General features: G+C 44.3%; 16 protein-coding genes and 2 pseudogenes. 14 read left to right on the top strand and 4 right to left on the bottom strand.

Annotation, left to right across the window (positions count from 1 at the left end; all coding sequences use genetic code 11):
* Nucleotides 1–3: 3 nt before the first annotated feature.
* Complete coding sequence (locus KB235_RS09470) at nt 4–336, bottom strand: four-helix bundle copper-binding protein (RefSeq protein WP_211779504.1); 333 nt, start codon at nt 334–336, stop codon at nt 4–6.
* A gap of 272 nt (nt 337–608) precedes the next feature.
* On the opposite strand from KB235_RS09470, the gene copZ (KB235_RS09465) reads away from it, so the two are divergent.
* The 3 genes and pseudogenes from copZ (KB235_RS09465) to KB235_RS09455 all read left to right on the top strand — a co-directional run bounded on the left by copZ (KB235_RS09465) (nt 609) and on the right by KB235_RS09455 (nt 5,127).
* The gene (gene copZ, locus KB235_RS09465) at nt 609–812 is read left to right on the top strand and encodes a copper chaperone CopZ (protein WP_211779503.1); all 204 of its coding nucleotides are present in this window, start codon (nt 609–611) and stop codon (nt 810–812) included.
* A gap of 137 nt (nt 813–949) precedes the next feature.
* Nucleotides 950–3,088 (top strand): heavy metal translocating P-type ATPase, encoded by a 2,139-nt coding sequence (locus KB235_RS09460; protein ID WP_246514181.1) that lies wholly within the window; start codon nt 950–952, stop codon nt 3,086–3,088.
* A gap of 573 nt (nt 3,089–3,661) precedes the next feature.
* Nucleotides 3,662–5,127, top strand: a pseudogene (locus KB235_RS09455) (IS1182 family transposase).
* A gap of 215 nt (nt 5,128–5,342) precedes the next feature.
* On the opposite strand, the gene KB235_RS09450 reads toward KB235_RS09455, so the two are convergent.
* Nucleotides 5,343–5,675: a four-helix bundle copper-binding protein gene (locus KB235_RS09450; protein ID WP_211779502.1), complete on the bottom strand. Its 333-nt coding sequence runs from the start codon at nt 5,673–5,675 to the stop codon at nt 5,343–5,345.
* Between the two features lie 482 nt (nt 5,676–6,157).
* On the opposite strand from KB235_RS09450, the gene KB235_RS09445 reads away from it, so the two are divergent.
* The 6 genes from KB235_RS09445 (at nt 6,158) to KB235_RS09420 (ending at nt 10,318) form a co-directional block, all read left to right on the top strand.
* Nucleotides 6,158–6,352, top strand: a complete 195-nt coding sequence (locus KB235_RS09445) for a hypothetical protein (protein WP_211779501.1) — start codon at nt 6,158–6,160, stop codon at nt 6,350–6,352.
* Between the two features lie 88 nt (nt 6,353–6,440).
* On the top strand, nt 6,441–6,899 hold the full coding sequence (locus tag KB235_RS09440; protein ID WP_211779500.1) for a CopY/TcrY family copper transport repressor: 459 nt from the start codon (nt 6,441–6,443) through the stop codon (nt 6,897–6,899).
* Between the two features lie 19 nt (nt 6,900–6,918).
* The gene (copZ, locus tag KB235_RS09435; protein ID WP_211779499.1) at nt 6,919–7,134 is read left to right on the top strand and encodes a copper chaperone CopZ; all 216 of its coding nucleotides are present in this window, start codon (nt 6,919–6,921) and stop codon (nt 7,132–7,134) included.
* Between the two features lie 25 nt (nt 7,135–7,159).
* Nucleotides 7,160–9,616 (top strand): heavy metal translocating P-type ATPase, encoded by a 2,457-nt coding sequence (locus tag KB235_RS09430; RefSeq protein ID WP_211779498.1) that lies wholly within the window; start codon nt 7,160–7,162, stop codon nt 9,614–9,616.
* 48 nt (nt 9,617–9,664) lie between these two features.
* Nucleotides 9,665–9,880 carry a heavy-metal-associated domain-containing protein gene (locus tag KB235_RS09425; protein ID WP_211779497.1) on the top strand — a complete coding sequence of 72 codons (216 nt, stop codon included), beginning with the start codon at nt 9,665–9,667 and terminating at the stop codon, nt 9,878–9,880.
* 102 nt (nt 9,881–9,982) lie between these two features.
* Nucleotides 9,983–10,318 carry a four-helix bundle copper-binding protein gene (locus KB235_RS09420; protein WP_211779496.1) on the top strand — a complete coding sequence of 112 codons (336 nt, stop codon included), beginning with the start codon at nt 9,983–9,985 and terminating at the stop codon, nt 10,316–10,318.
* A 251-nt stretch (nt 10,319–10,569) separates the two neighbouring features.
* Here the strand turns inward: KB235_RS09420 and KB235_RS09415 are convergent, their stop codons facing one another.
* Complete coding sequence (locus KB235_RS09415; RefSeq protein WP_211779495.1) at nt 10,570–11,505, bottom strand: IS30 family transposase; 936 nt, start codon at nt 11,503–11,505, stop codon at nt 10,570–10,572.
* Nucleotides 11,506–11,574: 69 nt separating this feature from the next.
* On the opposite strand from KB235_RS09415, the gene KB235_RS09410 reads away from it, so the two are divergent.
* The 5 genes and pseudogenes from KB235_RS09410 to KB235_RS09390 all read left to right on the top strand — a co-directional run bounded on the left by KB235_RS09410 (nt 11,575) and on the right by KB235_RS09390 (nt 15,819).
* A complete protein-coding gene (locus KB235_RS09410; protein ID WP_246514180.1) occupies nt 11,575–11,892 on the top strand; it encodes a QcrA and Rieske domain-containing protein in 318 nt (105 codons plus the stop codon).
* A gap of 357 nt (nt 11,893–12,249) precedes the next feature.
* A complete protein-coding gene (locus KB235_RS09405) occupies nt 12,250–13,407 on the top strand; it encodes a YncE family protein (protein ID WP_211779494.1) in 1,158 nt (385 codons plus the stop codon).
* A gap of 57 nt (nt 13,408–13,464) precedes the next feature.
* Nucleotides 13,465–14,989: pseudogene (locus tag KB235_RS09400) on the top strand (IS3 family transposase).
* Between the two features lie 15 nt (nt 14,990–15,004).
* Nucleotides 15,005–15,439, top strand: coding sequence for a DUF6036 family nucleotidyltransferase (locus KB235_RS09395; RefSeq protein ID WP_276514397.1), 435 nt, complete (start codon nt 15,005–15,007; stop codon nt 15,437–15,439).
* A gap of 29 nt (nt 15,440–15,468) precedes the next feature.
* Nucleotides 15,469–15,819 (top strand): hypothetical protein, encoded by a 351-nt coding sequence (locus KB235_RS09390; protein ID WP_211779492.1) that lies wholly within the window; start codon nt 15,469–15,471, stop codon nt 15,817–15,819.
* A gap of 188 nt (nt 15,820–16,007) precedes the next feature.
* Here KB235_RS09390 and KB235_RS09385 read toward each other — a convergent pair whose 3' ends face one another.
* Entirely contained in the window at nt 16,008–16,754 is a 747-nt protein-coding gene (locus KB235_RS09385) for a hypothetical protein (protein ID WP_029336170.1), read from the bottom strand.
* Nucleotides 16,755–16,808: the final 54 nt, after the last annotated feature.

Here is a 16,808-nt window from a genome sequence, read left to right as displayed (position 1 = left end):
AGGTTATGCGGCGTTACGGCAAGCTTCTGCACATCTACGGCAAGCTTCCGCACAGCGTCTGCAATGTTCATGATGATCGGCGTGCTTCTCACATTCCTCTGCGCAAGCTTCGCAAATGGTTGCGCAAACGGCTGCCAGTTCGGAAACGAACGGTGAATTGTGAGTAATGGCATGTTCCAAAAATGCACACATGTCCGCGCATTCCCGGTCTAATCGAATGCACTGTGCTAGCATCTTCAAATCGTCTTCCTGCAGACAAGCGTCAAAACAATGGTTACATTCCGCTGCACAATCATGTAATGCCCGAATCAATTCCTGATGTTGTTCATGAGCCATGTTAAAACCTCCATTTCTTATTTTTGATTCATTTACTGGATTTCCCTCTCCTTTCCAAACTAAACAGAAATACCGAAACTCCATAGAAACTGCACATTTTATAGACAAGTAATCAAATATTAAAATCAATGGTGCGGTTTTTTTGGGGAGGCATTGTGAACTTCTAAATTAGAGTCATGGAAATAGCGATAAAGTAAAATGATACTAAACACTTAACATACCCTATCGGGGTATGTTAAGTTTAAGGAAATATTACTTTAGGAGGAATAATAATGATTGAAACATTAAAAGTACAAGGTATGTCCTGCGGCCACTGTGCAAACTCGGTTGAAACGGGCGTCGGTGAACTCGAAGGGATTTCATCTGTGACAGTTGATCTTAAAAAAGGCGAAGTGGCAGTAGACTATGATACTGCCAAGACATCATTAAACGAAATTCAGAAAGCGATTGAAGAAAAAGGGTATGACGTCGTATAAGGGTGCTTTCACAGCACACTTTACTTTTAAATGAAATATACCCTCGCGTGGTATATTCGGCAAGAACTTTGTGAATGTTAAGAATGTAAATAGGGTTAAATAGGATAAGAACCACTAGTTTGGAGGAGGCGCACTGAATGGCTAAAAATGATAAAGACCATCACCACCATCAAGACGAACAGGTAGATCACAGTAAAATGGATCATTCCAAACATGTTGGGCATTCGTACCATGAAGACCAAGTGAAAGAAGGCATTCAAGACGACAGCAATCCTGCCAAAATTCATAATGATCATGCCCATCACAATCATGGTGGCCACGATCATAGTGACCATGGACATCACCATCATGGGAATTTCAAAGAAATTTTCCTGAAGTCGCTGCCCTTGGGCATTGTCATTCTATTATTGTCGCCGATGATGGACGTTCGGCTTCCTTTCCAATTTACTTTTCCATACTCGGATATTGTGGTCGCTGTATTAGCAACTATCTTATTGGTTTATGGCGGAAAACCCTTCTATCAAGGTGCAATCGCTGAATTTAAGGAAAAAGCACCGGGCATGATGGCCCTTATTTCATTAGGGATATCCGTTTCCTATTTGTACAGCATTTACGCCGTGCTGGCACGCTACGTAACCGGCGATCACATCATGGATTTCTTCTTTGAATTCGCGTCCTTGCTGTTGATCATGCTCCTTGGACACTGGATCGAAATGAAGGCTATCGGAGAAGCAGGAGACGCGCAAAAATCGCTCGCCGAATTGGTGCCAAAAGATGCACATGTGGTATTGGAAGATGATTCGATCGAGACGCGTCCCGTAAATGAGCTGGAAGTCGGAGACCTTGTACGGGTTCAGGCCGGAGAAAACGTCCCTGCCGATGGCATCATCAAAAGAGGCACCTCGCGGATCAATGAAGCTTTGCTGACGGGGGAATCTAAACCCATTGAAAAAGGAGCCGGAGACAAAGTGATCGGCGGTTCCACGAACGGTGCAGGCATCTTATATCTTGAAGTACAGGAAACCGGCGACCAATCGTTCATTTCTCAAGTTCAAACCCTGATAAGCCAAGCGCAGGATCAACCTTCAAGAGCTGAAAATCTTGCTCAAAAAGTAGCCGGCTGGCTGTTTTATATCGCCATTGCGGTGGCTTTCATCGCTTTTGTCGTTTGGCTGTACATTGCTGACATTCAAACCGCTGTTCTTTTTACGGTTACGACATTAGTCATTGCATGTCCACACGCTCTCGGCCTTGCCATTCCGCTGGTTATTGCACGAAGCACCAGTTTAGGTGCAAGCCGCGGGCTGTTGGTGAAAGACCGCGAAGCATTGGAGCTGGCAACTAAGGCTGATGTAATGATACTGGATAAAACGGGTACATTGACTACTGGCGAATTTAAAGTTTTGAACATGGAAACACTGGATGGTCAACATACCGAAGCCGAAATCGCGGCGTTAATGGCAGGGATTGAAGGCGGGTCCAGCCACCCAATCGCCCAGTCAATCGTCCAATACGCTGAGAAACAAGGGATTCAGCCTGTCCACTTTGATTCGATTGATGTTGTGTCGGGTGCGGGTATAGAAGGAAACGCCAATGGCCGCAAATACGAATTGATCAGCCAAAAGGCACTTGGAAGAGATGTAGCGGTGGATGTTCCCAAAGGGGCAACATTAAGTATACTAGTTGAGGACGGGAATCCGATCGGTACGGTCGCATTAGGCGATGAATTGAAAGAAACGAGCAGAACGCTGATACAGGCATTGAAGCATTACAATATAAAACCGATTATGGCTACAGGTGACAATGAAACGGCTGCCCAAGGAGTAGCAGAGGAACTGGGCATTGAATACAGAGCCAATCAATCACCGCAAGATAAATATCATTTAGTGGAATCACTGAAAAATAATGGACAAACGGTTATCATGGTCGGCGATGGCGTCAACGATGCACCATCCCTTGCAATAGCAGACGTTGGGATAGCAGTCGGTGCCGGAACTCAAGTCGCCATCGATTCCGCTGATGTGATTTTGACTCAGTCGGATCCAGGCGATATTGAATCCTTTATCGAATTGGCCAATAAAACAACCAGCAAAATGAAACAGAACCTCGTGTGGGGAGCCGGTTATAACTTTATTGCCATTCCCATAGCGGCGGGTGTTCTAGCCTCCATTGGGATTACGTTGGCTCCTGCCGCAGGAGCAGTTCTGATGTCCGTGTCCACGGTTATCGTGGCTATCAATGCGATGACATTGAAACTAAGAAATGGAGCTGTTTAACACCGTGTTTAATTGTCGTACACGAAAAGTGCTGCCTCCCAAAAGTTGAATTTTCTTTAACCTTGGGGGCACAGTTTTGTATTAGGTTAAAGTCAAACGGAGGTTTGAAGACTTTGGATAATTAAATATATTTTTATAGTTAACATATGAGATATTATCGGAAGAGAGGAAGCCCAAAAGCTTCTTCTCTTTTCTACTTAAATTCAATTAACACAAAAAAGTTTTCAAAAATTGATCATTCATTCATTAATCGCCGATTGTAAAATTAAGCTAGACAATTGAAAAAGCCATTCGTGGTACACTCGAGGGCACTGAAAAACTTCAAATGTTTTCGAACAGAGGAGCGTCGTCCCGGAAGGGATGGCGCTCCTCTGTTTTCATTGCCCTTCAGCCGCCCTGTCCGGCATGCCGCTTTCCTGGGGGCGGGCGCCGAGCCGCATCGCGACGTCGTCGCTGCTGGGTCTCGCCTTGCCCGCTGATTCCCCGGGAGTCGGCGTGCCCTCGGGCGGCGCTGTACGCGCCTGACATTCCGGACTATACTGGCTGTAACCAACCAATCTGGAGGCGATCCCGATGATGCCTGACCTGCCCAACATGCCGCCGAGCCCGTATGCGGCCCTCTATGACCTGTTGATCCCGGCCGATGACGAACTGCGGCTCATCCATGACCTCGTCTCGTTCGATTTATCACGGACCTACTCGAGGATACGTATTGCCACGACAACGGTCGGATGGCCGTCCATCCTGTCCGGATGTTCAAATATCTGTTCCTGAAGGCGCATTCGAACCTGTCCGACGTCGACCTCGTCAGACGGGCGAAGACCGACCTCACCTACAAATATTTTCTGGACCTGGCACCGGAAGATGACGTCATCGACCCCTCCTCGCTCACGAAGTTCCGTCGTCAGCGCATGGACGACGACGAGCTGCTCGACAAGTTGATCGGGCACACGGTCGAGGTCGCGAAAGGGATGGGGCTGCTCAAGGGACGGACATTGATCGTCGACGCGACCCATTCACGGGCCCGGTACGGGCAGAAACCGATCAGACAGGCAATCATCGACGAGACGAAACGCCTGAGACAAGCGTGCTACCAATCATCGGTCGATGCGAAAGGTCGTTTCCCGGAAAATGTCGACGAGGAGGATATCGACCAACTCCTCGCCTATGCGCTTGCCGTCGCAGAGACCGTCGAGACCGGGATGCCCGAGCTGATGTTTCGCGAGCACATCCGAGACCAGGTGAACCGGGTGCGTGAGCTAGCGGAGGATGCGCATGTCGAGCTGCAGGTGTCCAAAGACAGTGATGCCCGGACGGGGCACAAGAGTGCCGACTCGTCGTTCTTCGGCTACAAGCACCATCTCGCGATGACGGAGGAGGGCATCATCACGGCTGTCGTCGTCACATCTGGCGAGGTGGCAGACGGGCCACGATTGGCGAGTCTTGTTGAGAAGAGCCATCTAGCCGGTGCCGAGTTCGACCACATCGTGGGTGACGCCGCCTATTCTGGCCGTGACAACCTGATTTACGCTGCCTCACAAGGATGTAAGCTTGTCGCCCCGTTGAATCCGCGTGTCTATTCGCCGGCTGATAACCGCGGTGAGGGGTTCACCTACAACAAGGATGCCGAACGCTACGTCTGCCCCGCCGGGCACATGGCCATCCGGAAGGCCCGGACAGGGACAAAGGACATCGGTAAAAATCAGAAAGAAACGCATTATTTCGATATTGAGCTCTGTAAGCAATGCCCGTTGCGCAATGGCTGTTACAAGAATGGTGCAAAATCGAAAACGTACAGCGTGTCCTTGAAATCGAGGGAGCATAGCGAACAGTACGAGTACGAGCAGACGGATGAGTTCAAGCACTATCGCCGCAAGCGCTTCGCCATCGAGGCGAAAAATAGTCAATTGAAGAACCCGCAAGGTCTGGCGCGCAACAAGACGTCAGACCTGAAAGGCATGACGTTACAGGGCGTGATGGCAATCATTGCGGTCAACCTGAAGCGAATCATCGCCCTTCGAAAAGAAAATACAGGATGAGGGCAAGGAAAAAAGAGGGATTGTCCCGACGTGAGTCGGTTCAATCCCCCTTTTTTCTTTTCACGCTCGGATAGAGCGGAGGTTTTTCAGTGCCCTCGAAAGAAAGTCAGATAGTTTGCTAGAATCAGTTAGAGAGTTCAAAGTCAAAATAAAAGAGGTTTTGGGTTAAAACGACCACCTGATAAAACAGGTGATCGTTTAATTATGAATGGCTGTTAGTTAGCCATTTTTCTGCAGGCATCCGCACATTTTTCGCACGATTCTGCACACTTTTTACAATGTTCATGGTGGTGGGCATGTTTCTCACATTCAGTAGCACATGCATCACAAATCGTTGCACATAATTGACAAATCTGAGTAGCAAATGGACTTCCAGATGCCATGGCTTTTGCAGCAAAACTACAAATATCAGCACATTCACGGGTCAGTCTGATGCATTCTGCGACCATTTTGACATCTTCTTCTTTCAAACATGCGTCAAAACAATGATTACACTCAGTCATACAAACAAGACATTCTTCAATACATTCTTTAAATTGTTGATGCATATTAATTCCTCCTGAAAATTTTGTCATACGATCTTTAATATTCCCCTTATATTTTTTTTACACATTGAAAACCCAATTATTAACTACCTAAATGTGACAATTATATGAAGAGTTCTATCATTTACTTATGCTTATACTAAAAGCAATATAAATGTCTAAACATGATATGGGGAAAATACTTTGAATAAAACCGTAATGTGAGTTTTATTGAGGTTGTCACTATTGTATGGGAAGAAAATAGTTATGAGTAACCGGACTCTATTAACATCATGCCTTTTGACCAGGGATTATACAAAAAATTCATATGTAAGGTGAATATGGGTTTAATGAAAAAATAAAAGAATAAACTGTTGACAAATATTGATTACAATTGTAAACTAAAAAACATAAATTGATTACAAATGTAAACGAAAAGTGGAAAGGTGGATCGTAGCATTTTCAAACAACCTAAATTAATTTTTAAAAAAGAGGAGCGATTAAACATGAATAAAAGAACAGGTAATTGGTTAGGGTGGATCGGGATTATAGCTGCAATCATTGGGTTTTTATTTGAACCATTTTGGTTTGGTGGTGCTGCGGTACTTCTAGGATTGATTGGGTTAGCATCTCCAAAGAAACCCTTAAATTGGACTTCGATTACGCTGGGAGTTGCTGCAATATTATTTGGGATGATTTAAAAAAAAAATTAGTTGACAATTAACGATTACAATTGTAAACTCTAAATATAGATTGATTACAAATGTAAACGGAAATGGGGTGTTGCAATTGTTGACAGAACAAAATTCTAAAATTACGGATGCTGAATGGGAAGTGATGCGTGTTGTATGGACAAATAACAAAGCTACAAGTAAAGAAATTAGTCAAGTCCTAGAGAAGAAGAAAGTTTGGAAATCGGCAACTACGAAAACACTCATCGGACGATTAGTGAAAAAAGGGATGCTTAATACAGAAACGCAAGGTAATCGTTACCTTTATACCGCATCGGTAAACGAAGATGAAAGCATAAAAGGTGTTACCACTGAACTATTTGAACTTATTTGTAATAAAGAGGTAGGAAAGACAATCACAGAATTGATTTCAAAGGCTACCTTGAGTCACAACGATATTGCGATGCTAGAAGAAGTTATAAAAATGAAGAAAAAAGATGCTGTTGAAGAGGTTGAGTGTAAATGTGTTCCCGGTCAATGTCACTGTCAAGATCATAATCATATGAAACATCATTAATATAAAGGAGAGTATATCAATGGAAAAAGTAACTTTAAAAGTAACAGGAATGAGTTGTGGACATTGCGTAAACAAGATAGAAACTGCATTACAACAACTAAATGGTGTTGAAAAAGCAACAGTGAATTTAAAAAAAGGAATGGCAAAGGTAAAGTATGATGACTCCATTCAAACATTAGAAAAATTAATTTCAACGGTAAGCGAAGTAGGTTATCAATCGGAAATTATCAAATAAAAATTAATGTCAGGGGTGAAAGACTATGGCTACGAAAACGTTAAATATTGAAGGAATGACCTGTGCATCTTGTGTCCAAACGGTAGAAAAAGCTACTAAAAAGTTGCCAGGAGTACAAGAATCAAACGTAAATCTAGCAACAGAAAAATTGAATATCAGTTATGACGAAAGTTTAGTTTCATTGCAAGATATACAGGAAGCTGTTGATAAATCTGGGTATAAAGCTGTTATAGAAACGGAACAGAAAACGTTTGCTATTACTGGAATGACCTGTGCATCTTGTGTCCAAACAATTGAAAAAGCAACACGTAAGCTAGATGGTGTATTAGCGTCTAATGTTAATCTGGCAACAGAAAAAATGAATATTACATTTGACCCAACCGTTGTTACTATTTCAGACATTTCACAAGCCGTTTCTAATGCAGGTTATGAAGCCCATGAAGACATTACGTCTGCGGACTCAGTTGATGTAGACAGAGAGAAAAAACAAAGAGAAACGAAAGGCCTTTGGAACAGATTTTGGATTTCAGCAGTATTCACTGTGCCATTATTTTATATAGCGATGGGTCACCTAGTAGGTGCACCATTACCAGGTTTTATCGATCCAATGATGAATCCAGAAGCCTTTGCTACTACACAGCTACTATTAACATCACCAGTAGTATTTGTAAATAGGAAAATCTACAAAGTAGGCTTTAAAACTCTCTTTAGTGGACACCCAAATATGGATTCATTAATTGCTTTAGGTACAAGTGCTGCATTTTTATATGGTATTTTTGCAACGGTTATGATCTATTTAGGAGATACAGGTTATGCAAGTGAACTATATTATGAAACGGCAGCAGTTATTCTAACACTGACTGTACTTGGGAAATATTTAGAAACATTAACGAAAGGTAAAACGTCAGAAGCAATTAAAAAATTAATGGGCCTAGCGCCTAAAACTGCGATGGTTATAAGAAATAATCAGGAAGTTGAAATTTCTATTGATGAAGTTATTGTCGGAGATATTGTCATTGTTAAACCTGGTGAAAAAATGCCAGTTGATGGAGTTGTTATTGAAGGAACAACTTCAGTTGATGAATCAATGCTAACAGGTGAAAGTATCCCAGTTGAAAAAAACAAGGGTGACACTATTATCGGAGCAAGTATCAATAAAAACGGTACAATTCAATATGAAGCAACCAAAGTTGGGAAAGATACTGCATTGTCGCAAATTGTTAAACTTGTTGAAGATGCACAAGGATCTAAAGCTCCCATTGCCAAATTAGCCGACATTATTTCTGGTTACTTTGTTCCAATCGTTATTGGAATCGCAATTCTATCGGGATTAGCATGGTACTTCGGTGGTCAAACAGGAATTTTCGCACTAACCATCGTTATCTCAGTATTAGTTATTGCTTGCCCATGTGCCCTTGGTTTAGCAACTCCAACAGGAATTATGATTGGAACAGGTAAAGGGGCAGAGAACGGTGTATTAATTAAAAGTGGTACAGCTCTTGAAACAACACACAAACTACAAACGATTGTGTTCGACAAAACAGGTACAATCACTGAAGGAAAACCAAAGGTAACAGACATTGTTGTTGCAAATGGTATTTCCGAAGAAGAATTACTATCACTGTCAGCATCAGCTGAAAAAGGTTCTGAACATCCTTTAGGCGAAGCAATAGTTAAAGGTGCCGAGGATAGAGGATTAGCATTGATGAAAACGAGTAGCTTTAATGCGATACCAGGTCATGGTATTGAAGTAACGATTAATGGTGATAACCTGTTACTAGGGAATCGGAAATTAATGGATGATCGTCATATCTCATTAGGCGATTTAGCCGCTAAATCAGATGAATTGGCTAACCAAGGAAAAACGCCTATGTATATTACCATAAATGATAAAATTGCAGGTATTATCGCTGTGGCAGATACAGTCAAAGAAAATAGTTTAAAGGCGATTGAAAAACTTCACAAAATGGGAATTGAAGTTGCCATGATTACTGGTGATAACAAACGTACTGCTGAAGCAATTGCTAAGCAAGTTGGTATTGACCGAGTATTAAGTGAAGTCTTACCAGAAGATAAGGCAGCCGAAGTGAAAAAACTTCAAGATGAAGGAAGAAAAGTAGCAATGGTTGGAGATGGAATCAATGATGCACCAGCGCTTGCCCAAGCAGATGTAGGGATAGCCATTGGCTCAGGTACGGATGTTGCAATGGAATCAGCAGATATCGTCTTAATGAGAAGCGATTTGATGGATGTACCAACAGCTGTAGAATTGAGCAAGTCTACGATTCGAAATATTAAACAAAACTTATTCTGGGCATTTGCTTATAATACGGCAGGTATTCCTTTTGCAATGGGTATCGTCTTCCTCCTTGGAGGACCATTATTAAGCCCAATCATTGCCGCAGCGGCTATGAGTTTCAGCTCTATATCCGTGTTGTTAAATGCTTTACGACTAAAACGTTTTAAACCTTCTACTAATTAGAAGGATTATTATAAAAAACACTTAAATTATAGAGAGGGGAAATTTTAAATGGAAAAGAAATTAATTATTGAAGGAATGACATGCGATGGATGTGCAACTAAGGTCCTAAAAAACTTACAGTCGATAGAAGGAGTTACTGGTGTTACTGTAAGCCGGGAAACAAATAGTGCAGTCATAAGTGGCGAAAATGAGGTAAGTGACGAAGCGATTCACGAATCATTAGCAGATGTAAAATATAATGTTGTAGAAATTGAAGATAGATGAATTCACTTTTGTGACAGCTAAGATACCAGAATCAATCAATTTATTCTTTTAAATACTATACCATGGTAAGGTTATATTGCTAATAAGGGAGAGAATATAATTATGGTGAAAGAACAATATAAATCAGTGATCGAGGCGTTAAATAATTGCGCTATTACTTGTAATGAGTGCTATGATGAATGCTTAACAGAAGAAAATGTTACCATGATGGTTGATTGTATTAGATTAGAAAGAGAGTGTGCTGAATTTAGTGCCTTTGTTGCTCAAGCATTAGCAAGAGGGACAGCGTTTGCCTCTGAATATGCTGAGTTATGCATTAAAATATGTGAAGCATGTGGAAATGAATGCATGAAACATGCAAGCCACATGGAAAGTTGCAAAAAATGTGCAGATACTTGCTTCAAATGTGCAGATGAATGCAGAAAGTTACTTTCCTAATCAAGTAGTGATTCTAGAAAGGAGAATGGCAACTGCCATTCTCCTTTTATAAGAAATTACGATATACACATGCTCAAAGAACATTAAACTAAAATTAGAGGAACCACATAGTTTCATAGATGACAACTTTATTTGATTCCTATGCTTAGAAAATCATTTACATTTCATATATGCTAAATCACTAGGAGTGATATAACATGGTTACGCTTTATACTTCACCAAGTTGTCCATCTTATAGAAAAGACGGTTTGTCAAATTAAGCGCAACACTTCCTCGGTGAAGGCCTCGTGTGCGGTTTTCCAGTCCAGGCACTTCCTCGGTCGCCCGTTGATCTTGGTCAGCGCGTCCGCGAGTTCGTCATGCGCCACCTGCGCGAAGTCCGTTCCTTTCGGGAAGAACTCGCGGAGGAGCCCGTTGGCGTTCTCGTTGCTCCCCCGTTGCCACGATGAGTACGGGTCGGCGAAATACATCGGCACGCCGAGTGACGCCTGGATGCGCTCGTGACCGCTGAACTCCTTTCCACGGTCCGTCGTCGCCGTCTCGAACGTGCCGTCCGGGAAGGCGCCGTGCACCGTATGGATCGCCCCCTCCATCGAGGCCGCGGTGCGGTCCGCGATCGGCAGGGCGAGATAGAACCGGCTCTTCCGCTCGATGACCGTCGCGACGCACGCCTTCGACTTCCCTCGTCCGGAGACGACGGTGTCGAGCTCCCAGTGCCCGAACGTCCGGCGCCCCCTGACCTCTGGCGGTCGTTGCGAGATGGGGAGGCCGACGTTGATGCGACCGCGCGTCTCGGCCGGCTTTTGACGTTTCCCCTTCTGGCGGAGCACGGTCACGGGCACGTCGATCCGTCCCGAATAGATCCAGCGGTAGATGGTGGAGAAGGCGAGCTTTCCGTTGAAGAGCCGCCCCACGATCTGTTCCGGCGACCAGGTCGCACGCAGCTTCTCGACGATCGTCCGGCGCATCGTGTCGTCGAGCTTCGTCTTGGCGCCGCAATGGGTTTTCGCCTTCTCGTAGCGTTTCTGCGCACGTCCTGACTCGTAGCCGGGGTTCCGTCTGATCTCCCGCGAGACGGTCGAGGGCTGTCGCCCGAGCCGTCTCGCGATGGACCGGATGGACATCCCGAGCTCCAGATAGGTCTCTATTTTCACGTGCTCCGTTGTGGTAAGATGGGTGTAGCTCATAGCGATTCCTCCGTCTGAATGTTTGTGTCGTAACTTCATTCTACACGAGGACGTCGCTGTGGGCTTTTTGTGCGTTCACTTTTAGGTGTTGCACTTAATTTTATAATTCAACATATCAATAAAAACAAGGAGGATAATTCCCTGTTAATTATGTCACCTATCTGCACACATCTGGGCTGTGCAGCAGGAAACGCAGAAGTGTCCATGAAGGAAAATGAAGGAGTCGAGTTTTATTGTCCATGTCATGGAGGCAAGTATGATGAGCAGGGAATCAATGTAGGAGGGCCTCCACCAAGGTCGTTGGATGTTTTTGAATCCTTTATCGAGGATAAAAATGTTTGTATTGCCATTCTCAGCCCTATGGTGAGGGAAAAGCGGAAAAAGTGAATGGAGGTGCTCTATGGCATGCTGTTCGAATCAAAAGGAAAAGCAAGGAAGAAAAAAACTCTCGCCGTTCGCTTTCCTTATTTTCTGGTCACTAGTAGTTGCGGCCGCCGGACTGGCTGGTCTTTACTTTAAATGAGCAACTACAAATATCCCCTAGAGAACAGGCCCTTAATGCAGGCCATGTTCTTTTTTTATGACTTGAAAACCTTCTATCTTATAGACAGAATATGCAGTTTTAATGGATTTCAACAAATTGTACGATTTTAAAAACCTTTTATTTGCCAAGTGAAATATATCACAGTTGGTACAAAAATCAGCTGTTATGATTGCCTTACATTGATAAAGGAGGAGCTTTACATGAATAAAGTGAAAATGAGTATATTTATTTTTCTATTAATGCTGGGAGTTCTGGGAGTTCTGGGAGTTGTACTAGCAGGGTGTAGTTCAGGCAACAATGCAGTTGATGAAGGCCCCAACAAAAAGGAGCTTGTTGCAGCAGTGGGAGAAAATGAGAAGCAAGAAGGGGAGAATACTGAAGAAATGGCTGGGAAAACAGCTGCCCAATATTATTATACTGCAAATGAAGGTGGAAGCATTTCCAAAATTGACGCCGCAACCAACACAATTATAAATACGATTAAGTTGGAAGGTTCTGTTCATAATGTCCAAGTATCTCCAGATGGAAAAATCATTGGTGCAACCCTTGTACCGGAAACAGGCGGCCATGACGAAGAGGATGAAAGCCATGAAGAAGAGGGCGGCCACGGAGAGGGGAATAGTGGAAAAGCGCTTTTCTTTGATGTGGAAAGTGATGAACTAATCAAGGAAGTTGAAGTAGGAAATCACCCTGCGCACATCGTATTTACTGAGAACGGGAACTTTGCGGTCGTGACGAATAATGAGGATAACAATATTTCTGTCATAGATATGGCAAGCTACGAGGTTGTCAATACGGTAGAGACAGGAATAGGCCCTCATGGATTCAGGATTTCAGCCGATAGCCAGAAGGCTTATATTGCGAACATGGGAGAAGACACAGTCAGTGTGGTGAACCTAGAAACGATGAAGGAAGAAAAACGGATCAAAGTCGGTGCAGTTCCCGTTACTGCAGGTGTCACATCGGATGGAAAAACCCTTGTGGTCACTTTAAATGCTGAAAATGCGTTGGCTGTAGTGGACCTTGAGACTGAAAAGGTTGAAAAAATCGAAGTTGGCGTGGGTCCGGCACAGGTTTATGTTGATGTAAATGATGAATTTGCCTATGTGGCAAACCAGGGTACAAAAGACGCTCCATCTAACTCCGTCACAGTGATTGAACTTGCCTTAAGGAAAGCAACTGCTGAAATTATAACCGGAAAAGGGGCGCACGGAGTCGTAACCAGTCCGGACAATAAGAAAGTATATGTAACCAATATGTTTGAAGATACAGTGTCAATCATCGACAAAGGGCAAAACAAGTTAATCGAAACGATCGAAGTGAAAGGTGTTCCAAATGGTATCAGCATAACAGAATAACGCCAAGCCCCGCTGCCCACTCGGCATACAATCGAACAAAAATTGAGTGCGCTGCGCATGATGGAAGAAGAAACATATACTTGGAAGAAAATCATGGAGGCTCATGGCGTCTCTAGGCACACCATCCAGGTGTGGAAAGTGAAATTCGATACCTGTGGGATCGATGCGTTGAAGGAATCGAAGGCATGGAAATCTTACACCAAGGAACTGAAAATCGCGGCCGTCCGCGACTATCTCGATGGGTTCACTAGAATGGAGGTACTCTCCAAGTATCAGATCAGTGATTGGTCTGTTCTTCGTAAATGGATTAAGAAGTATACTAGTCATAGCGAGTTAACAGATTCGAGAAAAGGGATGGATCGAGCTATGACAAAAGGAAGAAAAACTACATTCGAAGAGCGCCTTGAGATCGTGAAATATTGTTTGGAGAATGGACGCAACTACCAGCAGACCGCGGAACAATTTCAGGTGTCCTATGCCCAGGTCTGTGGCTGGATCAAAAAAAGTATGACACGGGCGGGGCAGAGGCGCTCGTGGACCGCCGTGGGCGTACGAAGCCAGAGGACGAACTAAGCGAAGAAGAGAAGCTTAAGCGCCGTATCCAGCAAATGGAGCTTGAGAATGAACTTCTTCGTGCGGACATCTTATTTCTAAAAAAGTTAGAGGAGATCGAGAGGAGGTCATAATCAGCCAGGTACGGCTACAGCAACGATATATCGCCATCAAAGAATTGAACGAAAAGGAGGCCCTTTCGATCGTGCTCCTCTGTCGAGTCGCCGGCATCTCACGGGCGGCCTATTACAAATGGTTGAATCGCACCATACCGGTGCGTCAAGAAGAGAACGAGAAGCTTCTGGAGGACATCCGTCTACTCTATGACCAGGCGAACGGCACATACGGGTACCGTCGGATCACGATGACGATCAACCGGTTGCGCCGACAACCAGGACTGTCCCCGTTCAATGAAAAGCGAGTCTATCGCTTGATGCATATCCATGGGATCCAATCGGTCATCCGCCGGAAGCGGAAGAAGCATAAGAAGTCAACGCCGCAGCACGTGGCCGAGAATCTGATGAACCGAGAGTTCAGCGCGTCCCGACCGGACGAGAAATGGTGCACCGACGTCACCAAGTTCAAATATGGCGCCGGGAAGAAGGCTTACCTGAGCGGGATCATCGACCTGTATGACGGCTCGATCGTCGCCTATCGCATCGGGAAATCTAACAACAACGCGCTCGTCTTCCAGACGATGATGCCAGCGATCGCAGTGCTCCGCACAGGAGCGCGTCCGATGATCCATAGCGACCGAGGATATCAATACACATCGAGAGGGTTCAAACGCATAGTAGAAGATGCGGGGCTGACCCACAGCATGTCCCGGGTCGGACGTTGCATCGACAACGCCCCGATCGAGAGCTTTTGGGGTACCCTGAAAGTCGAGATGTACTACCTGCGTGAGTTTCAGGCCTATAGCGAACTCACATCGGCCATCGAGACCTACATATCGTTCTACAACCATGACCGTTTCCAGAAACGGCTAAACGGCTTGAGCCCTGTCGAATACAGGTCTCAAGCCGCCTAGTTCGGTTTTCATTATTTGCCCTGTCTACTTGACGGGGGGGCAGTTCAGTATCGTCCGACGCGAGATATTGATATTCGCGTGACGGAGGGCGTCGTGACACCTGAATTGAAAGAGGCGCTTCATGAATATGAAATTGAAATTGTCGAAGGGGTGATTCAGTTCCCACCCCGTGAAGACTTTAGGGAAAATGAATTCCGGCATAAGATTGAAGGGCTGTTCGAGGCGATTGATGTGTATATCCCCGACATTGAACTTTTAGCATGTACCAAGATTTTCTCCTCTCGCCAAAAGGATCTAGAGGATCTCGAAAAAACGAATCTATTGGCACTTTGCGATAAAGATAAACTTCTCGACCTTGTAGAGGAATACAAAGCAAACATGACGTGGGACGATCCATTTTGTAACGTGCATGACTTGAGTCGAATTTTTCAGAAAAAGGGTATACAATAAATCAAAAGAAGAGTAGAGGAGGGTGACCGATGTCAGACAGTAATCATGTACTTCTGCAAAGCGAGCTAGCGGATGAACTGAATCGTATGCAGGCAGGCGGGACAAGCTATCGCTTAGAGACGGCTCAATTGGCCCTGGCATTAAGTCGTCATGTATCGGTCCCTGAATCGCTACGTAACCGAGAAATGGCTCGCCAGTATGTTCGATCTTCACTGCATGATTTACAGGACGACCGGGCAGAGGATGTGGCAAAAATGCTTAGTATGGCAGCACGGCGTGCCTACAACACTCCTGAAAATACGTTCTCGGTAGATATGAAAGTGAAATTAGAAGAAAAGCGTAATCGATTCAAGGTGCGTGGATTGCAGGTGAAATCTTAATTGGACCAAGCGGAGTCATTCTTTATACTCTCATGAGGTTATGATTCTACGTGTGAATGAAGCATCTTTGGTCAAGTCATTGAACATGTATCAGACGATTTCTTCAAACCGTTAAATACTTTGTTTGTAATAAACATAAGGGTACTAGATTCAGTCACTGGTTGACTCAATCTAGTACCCTTTTCGTATCATTGTTTATTTTGTTGGGTGCTCCGCTCACGCAGGACCGCGAGCTCGACCTGTTCCTGTAACCGGTTCTCGAATGTCTCTTTCTCTCGACGGAGGAGCTGGACTTCTAAGTGCAGTTTCTGGTTCTCTTCTTCAAGCTGGTCAAGACGGCGTGTACGAGCTTTTAAGTCGTCGACAGCGTCCATAAGACTTTGATTTTGCCGATAGAGCTGGCTACGTTCATCTTCTAGCTTTTTCATGTCTCCTTCTAGATGAAAAACTGTTTTTTTCTGCTCTTTTAGTTCTTCTTTGTTAGACACACGTTCTGTTTCCAATGCGTCTTCAACGATTCTCTTTTCAGCGATTAGTTGGTTGATTTGATCTTGTAATTGAGTGAGTGCAATTTCATGTGACGACACCTTTCGCTCATACTCCTCTTGAAGTCGTTCAGCTTCTGCAATTACGCTTTGTTCAAGGTCATGAATGGTATTTTTATATCGCGCGTTGATTCGCTCATGTTCTTTTTGTTGCGTTTCTAGTCGAGTGGCTCGTTCATTGAACAGGGCAAGCACTTGATTCAGTGCTGCTTCGAGTGATTCGTTCTCCTTGACGACTAAGGGGTCCGGTGACTGTTTATCGGCCAATGATATTAATTGCTCGAATAATTGGTTGGTTGATATTTGACGTTGCTCCATTAAACGCTGAATATGTTCTTTCACTTCTTGTGACACGCGGAATGACGTCACCTTGGTCTCGTTTGATTCCAATTCTAATCCCTCATTTGGTTATTATTTTGTATACAGCATATGTAGTTCCTATAT

It is taken from the genome of Exiguobacterium alkaliphilum (assembly GCF_018138125.1).
Lineage (GTDB): Bacteria > Bacillota > Bacilli > Exiguobacteriales > Exiguobacteriaceae > Exiguobacterium > Exiguobacterium alkaliphilum.
This window is presented reverse-complemented; position numbering and strand designations above follow the sequence as displayed.

What these genes read in the sequence shown, in the direction of transcription:
- KB235_RS09470 (WP_211779504.1), bottom strand. Translation starts at nt 336, where the DNA reads ATGGCTCATGAACAACATCAGGAATTGATTCGGGCATTACATGATTGT.
- copZ (WP_211779503.1), top strand. Translation starts at nt 609, where the DNA reads ATGATTGAAACATTAAAAGTACAAGGTATGTCCTGCGGCCACTGTGCA.
- KB235_RS09460 (WP_246514181.1), top strand. Translation starts at nt 950, where the DNA reads ATGGCTAAAAATGATAAAGACCATCACCACCATCAAGACGAACAGGTA.
- KB235_RS09450 (WP_211779502.1), bottom strand. Translation starts at nt 5,675, where the DNA reads ATGCATCAACAATTTAAAGAATGTATTGAAGAATGTCTTGTTTGTATG.
- KB235_RS09445 (WP_211779501.1), top strand. Translation starts at nt 6,158, where the DNA reads ATGAATAAAAGAACAGGTAATTGGTTAGGGTGGATCGGGATTATAGCT.
- copZ (WP_211779499.1), top strand. Translation starts at nt 6,919, where the DNA reads ATGGAAAAAGTAACTTTAAAAGTAACAGGAATGAGTTGTGGACATTGC.
- KB235_RS09430 (WP_211779498.1), top strand. Translation starts at nt 7,160, where the DNA reads ATGGCTACGAAAACGTTAAATATTGAAGGAATGACCTGTGCATCTTGT.
- KB235_RS09425 (WP_211779497.1), top strand. Translation starts at nt 9,665, where the DNA reads ATGGAAAAGAAATTAATTATTGAAGGAATGACATGCGATGGATGTGCA.
- KB235_RS09420 (WP_211779496.1), top strand. Translation starts at nt 9,983, where the DNA reads ATGGTGAAAGAACAATATAAATCAGTGATCGAGGCGTTAAATAATTGC.
- KB235_RS09415 (WP_211779495.1), bottom strand. Translation starts at nt 11,505, where the DNA reads ATGAGCTACACCCATCTTACCACAACGGAGCACGTGAAAATAGAGACC.
- KB235_RS09405 (WP_211779494.1), top strand. Translation starts at nt 12,250, where the DNA reads ATGAATAAAGTGAAAATGAGTATATTTATTTTTCTATTAATGCTGGGA.
- KB235_RS09390 (WP_211779492.1), top strand. Translation starts at nt 15,469, where the DNA reads ATGTCAGACAGTAATCATGTACTTCTGCAAAGCGAGCTAGCGGATGAA.